Annotated in this window: 6 protein-coding genes and 1 pseudogene; 4 read left to right on the top strand and 3 right to left on the bottom strand. The window is 43.1% G+C overall.

What is annotated here, in order from left to right:
* Nucleotides 1-226: 226 nt before the first annotated feature.
* On the bottom strand, nucleotides 227-1,201 hold the full coding sequence (glsA, locus tag VB693_RS28295) for a glutaminase A (protein WP_323269166.1): 975 nt from the start codon (nucleotides 1,199-1,201) through the stop codon (nucleotides 227-229).
* Nucleotides 1,202-2,028: 827 nt separating this feature from the next.
* Here glsA and VB693_RS28290 point away from each other — a divergent pair.
* From VB693_RS28290 to era, 3 genes are all read left to right on the top strand, one after another.
* Nucleotides 2,029-3,144 (top strand): septal ring lytic transglycosylase RlpA family protein, encoded by a 1,116-nt coding sequence (locus VB693_RS28290; RefSeq protein WP_323269165.1) that lies wholly within the window; start codon nucleotides 2,029-2,031, stop codon nucleotides 3,142-3,144.
* A 165-nt stretch (nucleotides 3,145-3,309) separates the two neighbouring features.
* Entirely contained in the window at nucleotides 3,310-4,911 is a 1,602-nt protein-coding gene (locus tag VB693_RS28285) for a bifunctional pantoate--beta-alanine ligase/(d)CMP kinase (protein ID WP_323269164.1), read from the top strand.
* Between the two features lie 613 nt (nucleotides 4,912-5,524).
* Nucleotides 5,525-6,499 carry a GTPase Era gene (gene era, locus VB693_RS28280; protein WP_323269167.1) on the top strand — a complete coding sequence of 325 codons (975 nt, stop codon included), beginning with the start codon at nucleotides 5,525-5,527 and terminating at the stop codon, nucleotides 6,497-6,499.
* Between the two features lie 28 nt (nucleotides 6,500-6,527).
* Here the strand turns inward: era and VB693_RS28275 are convergent, their stop codons facing one another.
* Nucleotides 6,528-9,125, bottom strand: a complete 2,598-nt coding sequence (locus VB693_RS28275; protein ID WP_323269163.1) for a U32 family peptidase — start codon at nucleotides 9,123-9,125, stop codon at nucleotides 6,528-6,530.
* 243 nt (nucleotides 9,126-9,368) lie between these two features.
* Here VB693_RS28275 and VB693_RS28270 point away from each other — a divergent pair, with 243 nt between their 5' ends.
* Nucleotides 9,369-11,795, top strand: coding sequence for an ATP-dependent helicase (locus tag VB693_RS28270; protein ID WP_323269162.1), 2,427 nt, complete (start codon nucleotides 9,369-9,371; stop codon nucleotides 11,793-11,795).
* On the opposite strand, the pseudogene VB693_RS28265 reads toward VB693_RS28270, so the two are convergent.
* Nucleotides 11,792-12,055, bottom strand: a pseudogene (locus VB693_RS28265) (hypothetical protein); the annotation flags it as partial. The gene VB693_RS28270 and the pseudogene VB693_RS28265 overlap by 4 nt on opposite strands.

Raw genomic sequence — 12,055 nt, 5'->3', positions numbered from 1 at the left:
GGAAATTTAGTGCTGAGTTTTGATTTTCCGAGATCCATGTTGGGTTGCGCTGCGCTTAACCCAAGCTCGTATATTGAGATAAGTAGTAGAAAGTCCAGTAGGGTATGTTAGGCGTAAGCGTAACGCATTGATATTTTTAAGCGCGAGTGCAGGCTACGCCAACATAAATCAAATCGGATTCCTATATCCTATATATATAGATGTAGCTTCTCTGATCGGGTATCCTTCAAACTTGTGAACCTGAGCAATCAAATAGATGTAAGCCTAAACGCTGGGATAGTTCTTCACAAACTTTTACTCCCCTGACACTGTTACCACGGCTATCTAAAGGTGGTGAAAACACAGCAATTCCCATTTGATGGGGGACGACAGCCATAATACCGCCACAAACACCACTTTTGGCAGGGATACCAATTTTGTAAGCCCATTCGCCTGCAAAGTTATACATCCCGCAGGTGTACATGACGCTGAGAATATCTTTGATGTAACGCTTATCTACAGCTTGTTCACCTGTGATGGGGTTTGCACCTCTGTTGGCTAAAGTAGCAGCCATGACGGCCAAGTCACGACAGTTCATCATCACGGCGCATTGTTGAAAATATAGGTCTAAGGCTTCTTCAATATTTTGGTCAATCATGCCAAAGTTGAGCATCAGATGTGCCATTGCGCGGTTGCGATGTCCTGTGCTGCGTTCGGAGGTAAATACGGAAATATCCACAAATACATCATGACCAATGTACCTCCGGAACATATCCAATAACCGATTGAGGCGTTCTGTTGCTCCCGCTCCTTTAATTAAACTGGTCGTGGCGATCGCTCCAGCATTTACCATTGGGTTATAAGGTCGCTTTGATTGCTCATCAAGGATAATCGCATTAAATGCCTCCCCTGTTGGTTCTACTCCGACTTTAGTCAACACATAATCCCGTCCATGATCTTCTAAGGCCAGTCCGTAAGCAAATACTTTAGAAATTGATTGGATAGTAAATAGCTGTTGATAATCCCCAACTTCGTAAACCTGACCGTCTACGGTAACAATACAAATACTAAATAAATCTGGGTTAACTTTTGCTAGTTCGGGAATGTAATTCGCTAATATTCCTTCCTTCAGTGACTGGTATTTAACGTGCAATTCATTGATCACCTTCAACAGTGGAGAGGAAGTTATTTCTAAATTTTCTTGATTTCCTGGGTTGGGCATGAGGCTAATAGCTTGATATTTAAAAGCTTAGTTGATCAACTGACTTAAAATTTACTGTTCAAGTGTAACTTTTAATACTTATCAAAATAGTCTACACACTTTTCGATGATAATTTTTCACTTTTTCCTAATCAACTTTATTTTGATGAAATAAAATATCTGCTACAGTAAGTGGCATCTTTTTTTACTCATGATTACTGTAGTGCTATGTCACTGTCACTACATCTTTAAGCTACCTAAAAAGTATTATTACAGATTCTGCATTATAAAAAATATATAAATTTATTTCCCTCTTTTTACTAAAATACAAAACTATTCTGGCTATAAATCTCTATGTGACTAGTTTGTAAGATAATGTAAAAAAACATAAAATAAATTAAGTTCAATAAAACTTTTGCTATTTTTTTGTATTATATGGGATTACTATTGGTATTATCAGTAAGATTTATACCATTCAAAATATTACATTAGTTATTAGAAAAATTACTGATAGAGTTATTCTTCATCCCAGCATTTTAAAATCCGGAAAATCTTAAGTTTAAATAAAAAAATGTTAGTAGTTTGAAAAAAACGTTACATAGGCGAAATCCGCATTTGACCAAGGTTTAGCCCTTGTCCTCAGAACTTAAATTGGAGAAACATGATAATTTCTACGCTAAAACCCTGATCCCCAAGCTTAGAACTTCGTGCTAGTCTGTTGCAGTTATAAACAGAAAGTAAAAGCGGAACGAGTTCGCATCTTAGGAGAGTTTGCTAATAAATAAAATTTTTTACAAGCTCCCAACTAATAAGAAACTGCTGTTCTATAGTCGCTTTAAAATCGGACGCATGAATCAAAGACATTTTTGGACTATTGTCGCCCTGTCTCTGACCATAGGGGGTTCACCCTCAGTTGGTCGGACTCAAACCACTAATCTAAGTACACCAGCTGCACCAAAAGCAGCAGCTGGTGATGTAGTCAAAGTGGGAGAGTTGAAAACTTCAACAGGGGGAAATACCTCTGATGCTGTGAATACGAGCATTCATCCTCACAACGTTGGCGGTCGGAGGGCGGCGACCCTGTATATCCGAAACATTCCAGTTATTACCTTTTTGAGTTCTAAACCAATTGCCAGCACTGAAAAGAAAGTAGGTGTGGTGGGAGAAGATGATCAGGGCGTGCAATTGTACGCCCTTAATACTGGGAACTCATTTCAGGTAGCGAGTCTAGGCAATATAGCAAATGCCAAGAAGATTCCAACTGGCTCGCTGCAAGATGACCCAGTGCATAAAGCCGGTCTCATAGCAGCCAGGATCAACCAGATGATCCGCAATAATGTTAAAGCTGATCAAATCAGCGTCAGTTGGAAAGGACAAGACGAAGCGAGAGTTGCCAATCCATCTCGAAACAAAAACGTCTCAATCCAACAACAGCCAGGCGATCGCTACACCATCAAAATCAACAACCAAGAATTGGTGGAAATTAATCAAAATACCCGCCTGGCAGATACCACCAATGACCTAGCAAAAGACGCGTTGCAAGCCACAAACCGCCTACGGAGACTCATCGGCAACGCCTCTCCTCTCAAAGAGATTGCTAACTTACCATCACGTTCAGGTTCATCACAGTCAGTAGCTAATTTGCCCCAACAAATTGCTAGCAACATTAGACTCAGCTTCCAAGGGATAGCATCCTTTTACGGTAGTGGTTTTCATGGTAGACCCACTGCAACAGGTGAGAGATTCAATTCAGAAGCCATGACCGCCGCCCATCGCAGTTTACCCTTCGGTACAAGGGTGCGTGTTACCAATACCCGCAATGGTCGTTCTGTTGTAGTGCGAATCAACGACAGAGGCCCATACATTCGGGGGAGAGTGATTGACTTATCGACCGGTGCAGCCAGAATGATAGGCATGATCGGTAGTGGTATTGCACCAGTGAAAATTGAAGTCCTGGGTCGATAGTTTGGGGGAAGGGGAATTTTAGATTTTGGATTTTGGATTTTGGATTCAAACTAATCCCCAATACCCGATCCCCAATCCCCAATTTCCCCTAGTTCTTTCTCTTACCCCTAGTTCAGATATAAACTAACGGAGGAGAGGCGAAAGAAGAACTAGGGGTATTTTTTTGTGCGTCTGCTGACAACAGTTGCAGCTTTACGTTGCTATTTAAATCAACATCGCTGGGAAACTCAGCTTACAGGAACAGATGATCTAGTCCTGGATGGGATGAGCGGTTGGTATCAGACAGCCATTGGTCTAGTACCAACGATGGGGAGTTTACATCAAGGGCATTTAAGCTTGATTGCACGAGCGCGACAAGAAAATTCGGCGGTGATTGTGAGTATTTTTGTCAATCCCCTGCAATTTGGCCCCAATGAGGATTTTGAACGCTATCCTCGGACTTTGGAACAAGACCGAAAGTTGTGTGAACAAGCTGGGGTCAATGCGATTTTTGCACCGACTCCGGAAGAAATGGGAATAGACAAGAATATACAAGAATATAAGGTAACACAAGTAATCCCTCCATCTGCTATGATATCTGGCTTGTGTGGTCGTTCTCGGCTAGGTCACTTTCAAGGTGTGGCGACGATTGTGACTAAGCTTTTTAACTTAGTACAACCTGACCGAGCCTACTTTGGTCAAAAAGATGGTCAGCAACTAGCTATCATTAAACGGTTAGTGGCTGATTTAAATTTGCCGGTAGAGATTATTGCTTGTCCGATAGTGCGGGAAGCTTCGGGTCTGGCCTTGAGTTCTCGCAACCAGTATTTGACTGCGGAGGAACAACAGCAAGCAGCCGTATTGTATCGCGGCTTGCAACAAGCTGAGACGGTATTTTGTGCAGGTGTACGCGATCGCAATCAGTTGATAGCAGCAGTAGAACAAGAATTAGCCAAGGTCAGTACAGTCTCAGTGGAATATATTGAATTAGTTGAACCGACTACATTGATGTTTTTAGATAAAGTTACGGAGGAAGGAATGCTTGCGATCGCAGCTCGTCTTGGGTCTACACGGTTGATTGATAATACCATCTTGCGCGATCGCCAACCTATCATCGCTATTGATGGGCCAGCCGGGGCTGGAAAATCCACAGTAGCCCGTCAGGTGGCAGCAAAGTTAGGTCTAGTTTATCTAGATACAGGCGCGATGTACCGTGCTATGACTTGGTTAGTCCTAGAACAAGGTATTGCCATTGATGATGAGTGTGCGATCGCCCAATTAGCTAATAAATGTAAAATTGAACTGACTCCCAGCCCGGACTTGCAATCTCCGGTGCGGGTTTGGATTAATGAAACTGATGTGACTCAAGCCATTCGTTCTATTACCGTTACATCTCAAGTATCTGCGATCGCTGCCCAAGGTGCTGTCCGGGAAGCCTTGGTGAAACAGCAGCAAAGCTGGGGCAAAAAAGGTGGTTTAGTGGCTGAAGGTAGAGACATTGGTACTCATGTATTCCCCGATGCGGAAATCAAAATCTTCTTAACCGCCTCCGTTGGTGAACGCGCCCGTCGTCGCCAACAAGACTTTCAAAAACAAGGACAACCAGAAGTCAATCTAGAACAACTGGAACGAGATATTGCTGAACGTGACTGGAAAGATAGCACTCGCAAAGTCTCGCCCCTGAAAAAAGCAGCAGATGCCATTGAACTTCAAACCGATGGTCTTACCATCTCTGATGTTACAGAAGAAATTGTTAAGCACTATCAGCAACGCTTATCTCAAGGCTGAGTTGTACTAAGAAGAGTTTTGGGCGAATATAATTCGCTACTACACAGGCTAAGTCCGCAGAGGCGGACTAACCAAAAATTAGGTCTTTCAAACCCACATACGTGGGTTTTGTCTGTGTAGCCAAGCCACTGCTTTGGGCGGGTTTCCCGACTTGTAGCAAGTGGGGCGCGATTTATAATCGTCAGGGTTAGTTTTTCAAACTATATTCTAATTACATCAAGTGTTGTATTAATATAAAAAACTATTAGTTAAACATCAAAATAGGGCTTTAGAATCAAATTTATCAGGAAAAGAAAAAACGTATTTATGTTAATACACAAGATAGTTATTTTGTATAGTGCATAAGTATTATATAAATATATATTCTCAATGCTTTGTAATTAAATGTAATTAGAACATCACACCATTAAACTAAAAGCAATCCTCTCTAAGAAATAGAATATTAGAGATTTTGCTTGTTATCATCTCATTTTTTGAGATTAAAGCAAAATATATTTAGTAGTAGATTAAACTAAAATTAAAGACTAGTTCCCCGCACATCTCAGGGTGAATTGATGTTTTGTTGAGTATGTTCGTAAAAAAACTTATAACCACTATATCCCAACTATAAAATATAACGGTGGAACTGACAGTGACTAGTATTGAGAATCACATCTTATCTTTTTCAGAAGGGGTATCGATTCCCCAAGCTCCCCCTGAATTTAAATCAGGTTTTATCGGCATTATTGGCCGTCCTAATGTTGGTAAATCTACGTTGATGAATCAATTAGTCGGGCAAAAAATTGCTATTACTTCACCAGTAGCACAAACTACACGCAACCGTTTAAGAGGGATTGTTACAACACCAGAGGCACAATTAATATTTGTTGATACACCAGGAATCCACAAACCACATCATCAATTAGGTGAGGTATTGGTGCGGAATGCCACAATAGCGATTAACTCGGTGGATGTAGTCTTGTTTGTGGTAGATGGAACAGTAGCTTGTGGTGCAGGCGATCGCTTTATTGCTGACCTACTAATCAACAGTAAAACACCAGTGATTTTGGGTATCAATAAAATTGATCAACAGCCAGCAAATGCCCAAAATATCGACGAGAGTTATCAACAGATGGCAGATTCACATAAATGGCCGACAGTCAAGTTTTCTGCGATGACTGGCGCAGAATTACCCGAACTGCAAACATTATTAATTGAACATTTAGATCATGGGCCGTTCTACTACCCACCGGACTTAGTAACAGATCAACCAGAACGGTTTATTATGGGCGAGTTAATTCGAGAACAGATTTTGCTGCTAACTCGTGAAGAAGTACCCCATTCTGTAGCGATCGCAATTGATAAAGTAGAAGAAACACCAGCTATTACCCGCGTCATGGCTACCATCCACGTTGAACGCGATTCCCAAAAAGGGATTCTCATCGGTAAAGGTGGCTCAATGCTTAAAGCCGTAGGTAGTGCAGCGCGGGAGCAAATTCAAAAACTGATTTCTGGCAAAGTTTATCTAGAGTTATTTGTCAAAGTCCAACCCAAATGGCGACACTCCCGCGTCAGGTTAGCAGAATTGGGCTACCGTGTGGAAGAATAATTACGAATTACGAATTACGAATTACGAATTACCTTAACGGCCCACGAGTTACACCTAATTGACTCTGTAATTTTAACTCGCGCCAGATTTGAGAACCTGTGATTTCACCTTTTAATAGATGATCATATTGCTGTATTGTTTTCGTCACCTGTTCTGGAGTTTCATTGACAAATTCAATCCGAAAGTGACGCAATCCTAATTCTATCAGACGCTGTACGTACTCTGCTCCAGTTTGGGCTATACCATTAAATACCGTATTGCGGCAACCTGCATCAGCTTGCAGAACGTGTTCACTACCGACGCGATGTCTACCGACAAGCCTCTCTGTGTCTACGCGTAATTTCACTTCATGCTTATCGCAAGGTCTGCCACAGTTAGTATAGTCTGTCCCCTCAGAGAGAAACGCACAAAAAACGCAATGTTCCATATGGAACATCGGCATATGTTGATGAATTGTTACCTCAAACCATTCACTAGGGCAAGTTGTCAGTAAATCTTCCAGTTGCGTAATATTCAAGTCATAGGATGCTGTTAGCCGTTCCAAACCAAAACGCTGCTTGAAATAGTCTGCTGTTAAAGGATTAGCAACATTAAGAGAAAAATCACCTATACAACGGTCTGCGGCAAAAAATTCGAGTTGGTCGTAATTCCGCACCAAATAGCCATCAGCTTCGGAAGCGCGTACTTGTTGCAAAATCCAGTTTTCCCCAGGTTTGGTAATGCGGGGAGGAGCGACCCAAATGCAGGGGACAGGGGACAGGGAACAGGGGACAGGGGATTCACGAACTAACTGCACGGCTTCCCGATAAACGCGGGGGTCGTCAAATTCACAGTAAAGTGTCTCCACACCTGCTTTTAGCGCGGCTTGGAGTTGTTTGAGGCTACGGACTAGGACGATGAGTGAGGGAGATGTGGGGGATGGGGGAGATGTGGGGGGGAGTAGGTCTTGGAAGGAAGCGTGAGAATTTAGTTCCCAGCGTTTAGGTTGACTGCGTAACTCTTCTAACTGGGTGACGATTTCGCGCCGCATCCGGTTTAATTCACTCACAGGTAACATCACGTTACCACTGAGATGATTCGTTAATGTTCCCAAATGGAAGGGGGTGTTACCAAGACGACCAAACTGTTCTTTAATGCGTTCAATATGTAGAGGTTTGGTGTGTGCTTCCACCACGGGAATTTCTGATTTTACCTGTACAATGTTACCGAATTCATCGCGGGCGATCGCAATTAATAACTCACCAATCTCTCCATAAATTTCCACGTCAATCGGACGCTGAAATTGGGGGTTATCCCCGGCGAAAGTCTGGCGTAATTGTTTATCTAATTCTGGGTCACTGGTTTTCCATAGCTTATCGCCTACATGAACACGCTGGAAGTTGACATTACCCCGGCCAAATGTGATCACAGCTTCTTTTCCCTGCTGTACCACCCCATAGACTCGACCGCCTTCTTCCTTAGTCTCTGGATGACCACAATCAAATACCACACCGTCCCCAGGTTTCAGGGGTGCTGCTAATTTAAGTGTCACCTGTTCATTACGAATGCGGGTAACTTCGCCTAAATAAACCCCCCGTTTTTTACCGAACCGCGCATGAACTAATTCTTGATTATTAATCCCCGCAAACCAACCCGTGTAAAGTCCGCGAGAAAATGCCATTTCTAGGTTGTAGCGTTCTTGACCTCTCCCGTTGTTCGATGTAGACAGGGAAGATTTTATTCCCCCTTCCCTAGTAGGGAAGGGGGTTAGGGGGTTAGGTCTTGCCAATTTCCTCATCACCTGGTCTAATGCTTGGCGATAAACACGAGTGACATTAGCAACATACTCAGGTGCTTTTAAACGACCTTCAATTTTGAGACTAGTTACCCCAGACTTAACTAAATCAGGTAATACTTCCAAGCCGGCTAAATCTTGGGGACTGAGTAAATATTTGCGTTCGCCTAAGTCTACAATTTCCCCATCAGCAATTAAATCATAGGGCATCCGGCAAGCTTGAGCGCATTCACCCCGGTTCGCTGAACGTCCGCCTAAAGCTTCACTGGTTAAACACTGACCAGAGTAAGCCACACACAACGCACCATGCACAAATACTTCTAACGGTAAAGCCGCTTCCCCTTGGGCAATTTGCTGCTGAATTTTGTTAATCTCTTTTAAAGAACATTCACGAGCTAACACCACTAACTGACAACCGAGAGATTTAGCAAACTCTACCCCAGCTGCACTGGTGACAGTCATTTGTGTTGAGGCGTGGATGGGGAAATCTGGGGATAGATGACGAATTACGCGACAGATACCTACATCTTGAACAATCATTGCATCCACGCCAGCCGCAATAATTGTGCGAAGATATTGCTGCGCTTCTGCTAACTCTTGCGGGAAAATCAATGTATTGACAGTGACATAACCTTTCACACCCCGATAGTGCAGAAATGTCATCAATTCCGGTAAATCAGCCTCCGTAAAATTTTGCGCCCGCATTCTGGCGTTAAACCGATCTAAACCAAAATAAATTGCATCCGCCCCATTTTCTACAGCAGCTTTAGCACACTCCCAATTACCAGCAGGTGCAAGGATTTCAGGACGTTGTAAAGAAGATTGGGGATGGTGAGAACTAGCAATTTCCATTAGATTTAAATTAGGTTTATATGGCTGACACGGATTTATGATTTTAACTCAATATATCAAGTGGCTTTGCATAATTGTGGGGTGATTTATGGCTCGATGCAGCAATGCTTATCCAGTTTGAACGATCTGAAAAATTAGATCAACTCATCATCAAAGATAATAATAAAGCAATCATATATAGTTAGCTTGCTAGAGGCGATCGCAATTAATTACGAATTACGAATTACGAATTACGAATTATAAATGTCAGATACTAACTTTACTGCTATTGCACCACCAGCATCTCAAGCCTCATCTATGGAAGTTTTACAGGAGAAAGTTTTAGCCATTCGTAAGACACTGCGCCCTGGACAACAGCAAATGGCTGATTGGCAATCAGGCCCACTGGCTATTTCTGCTGTTCCTGGTGCAGGTAAATCTACGGGGATGGCGGCGGCGGCGGCGATCGCAATTGCTAGGCAATATCAAAATACAATACAGTCGCGCCCATCTAATCGTCGTCAGTTGGTGGTAGTAACTTTTACGCGATCGGCGGCTGCGAATATTAAAATAAAAATCCGCGAATATCTCAAACAATTATCTTTACCTCAAACAGGTTTCACTGTTTATACCCTGCATGGTTTGGCGTTAAATATTGCCAGCCGTCACCCAAATTTATCTGGTTTAGAGTTAGAAAACGTCACCCTGATCACACCCAATCAAAGCCACCGCTTCATTCGCACCGCCGTAGAACAATGGGTGGCTAATCATCCTCGGCTGTATTTGCAGTTATTAGAAGGACAGCAATTTGACGGCGAAGAAACAGAAAGATTACGTCGTCAGTCGGTGTTAAGAACAGAAGTTTTACCAGATTTAGCAACTACCGTCATTCATGAAGCCAAAAGTTCCGGTATCTCCCCAGCCAAACTACGGGAATGGAGTCAACAAACCATAGATGCGTATGAAATTTTAACTATAGCGTCAGGATTGTATGAAGAGTACCAAAACCTGATGCGATCGCGTGACTTCATTGACTACGACGACATGATTTTAGCCGCCCTCCGCGTCCTAGACAACGACAGCGCACGCCGCATCGAGCAGAACCAAGTTTTCGCCGTATTTGAAGACGAAGCCCAGGATTCTAGCCCATTACAGACGCAGCTATTAGAGATTTTGGCAAGTGATGGGAACTGGGGAGCAGGGGAGCAGGGGAGCAGGGGAGCAGAGGAGAATACTAATAATTTCACACTCCCCACTCAGCACTCAGCACTCAGCACTCAGCACTCAGCACTCAGCACTCAAAATTCCCCACTCCACTTAATCAGAGTTGGCGACCCCAACCAAGCGATTAACTCCACCTTTACCCCGGCTGATCCGATTTACTTTCGGGAATTTTGCCAAGAGTGCGATCGCTCTGGCAAACTAGCAACAATGGATCAAGCTGGTCGCAGTACCCAGATGATTATCGAAGCGGCTAATTTTGCGCTGCAATGGGTGAATAGCTTTTATGGGGCTAAAAATCAAAAGTCTCCCCATCTTCCTAGTCCATTTAGTTTGCAAATGATTCGTCCTGTCAACCAAGCTGATGTCAATCCAGCCGCAGTAGGTGGAGGATTAGAGCTATATACGCCCCGTGATATTCATCACACAGCAGAATTGCTAGGTAACAGGGTAATTGAGCTATTAACAGCAGACCCAACTAAAAGCGTGGCAGTATTAGTACGGGAAAATCGTCAGGGACGTTGGTTATCACAGGCACTAGAAGCACTGTGTAAAGAGCATAAAATTACTATATTTGATGTCGGAGAAAGCGATCGCCGTTCCCACGTTCCCCAGGAAATTTTAACACTGCTGCAATTTTGCGATCGCCCCCATTCTCCCGACTACCTCAAAACCGCCTTAGAAGTATTGGTAAAGCGTCAATTAATTCCCACCCAAGACCTCAACGCCCTAGCCAGTCTCCCAGAAGAATTTCTCTATCCCGGCCCCTTAGCTACACCCCAAGCAGAGACGGTACAAAAAGCCTCTCACATATGCCGTAGTTTACTCCGCGCCCGCTTGGAACTGCCTTTATATCAGCTAATTTCCTTTTTAGCTTTAACTTTAAATTACGACCAAGCCGAACTGGCCACGGCTGATAAACTTTCAGAACGAGTCAACAAGCAAATCGCTAGTAATAACTCAATGGGGTCAATGCTGTCAGTTTTAAGTGAAATTGTCAGTTCTGAACGCTTTGAACCAGTGGAAACAGAGGATGTAGAAGCCCGCTACACCCGTGCTGGTCAACTGACAATTATCACCATGCACAAAGCCAAAGGGTTAGATTGGAACTATGTATTTCTACCCTTCCTCCATGAAAACCTCATTCCTGGGCGGTTTTGGGTCCCTCCCCAAAGCCAATTTTTAGGTGACTTTACATTATCAGAAGTCGCCCGCGCCCAGATTCGCGCCGCCCTCCACGGTGAAGTCAGTATTCCAGAAGTAACCCCAGCGTGGGAACAAGCCAAACACCTCAAAACAGCCGAAGAGTATCGTTTACTATATGTGGCGATGACCAGAGCCAAACAATTATTATGGATGTCTGCGGCACAAAAAGCCCCCTTTACCTGGAGTAAACCAGACAACTTACAAGAACAAGCTCCCTGTCCAGTGTTCTCAGCATTAAAACGACAGTTTCCTGATTGTAGTTAGGGAGGAGTATGAAGAAGCAACCAATTTTCAACTCTTATTTAAAAAAGTCAAAATCAGAAAAATTATTAGTGACTAAAATTTAATTATTACAATAAGCAATACTCGCAATTTGACCATCTACAAAAGCAGGAGTTTTGCCAATTTTGGATAATCTAGCCCTTTCTTGGGCGTGCCATTGTGCCGCCTTTAAAGCGTAGTTTAGGACTAGTAAATTTAAGACCGATTCATCAATAGACTTGTCTATAAAAGATAAAAAGCTT

Source organism: Anabaena sp. UHCC 0399 (assembly GCF_034931465.1).
Taxonomy (GTDB): Bacteria; Cyanobacteriota; Cyanobacteriia; order Cyanobacteriales; family Nostocaceae; genus Trichormus; species Trichormus minutissimus.
The sequence above is the reverse complement of the archived record's forward strand: the minus strand, read 5'-3'. Positions and strand labels throughout refer to the sequence as shown.

Excerpts from the sequence above, each read along its gene's own strand:
- VB693_RS28275 (WP_323269163.1), bottom strand. The coding sequence starts at position 9,125 with ATGGAAATTGCTAGTTCTCACCATCCCCAATCTTCTTTACAACGTCCT.
- glsA (WP_323269166.1), bottom strand. The coding sequence starts at position 1,201 with ATGCCCAACCCAGGAAATCAAGAAAATTTAGAAATAACTTCCTCTCCA.
- VB693_RS28270 (WP_323269162.1), top strand. The coding sequence starts at position 9,369 with ATGTCAGATACTAACTTTACTGCTATTGCACCACCAGCATCTCAAGCC.
- VB693_RS28290 (WP_323269165.1), top strand. The coding sequence starts at position 2,029 with ATGAATCAAAGACATTTTTGGACTATTGTCGCCCTGTCTCTGACCATA.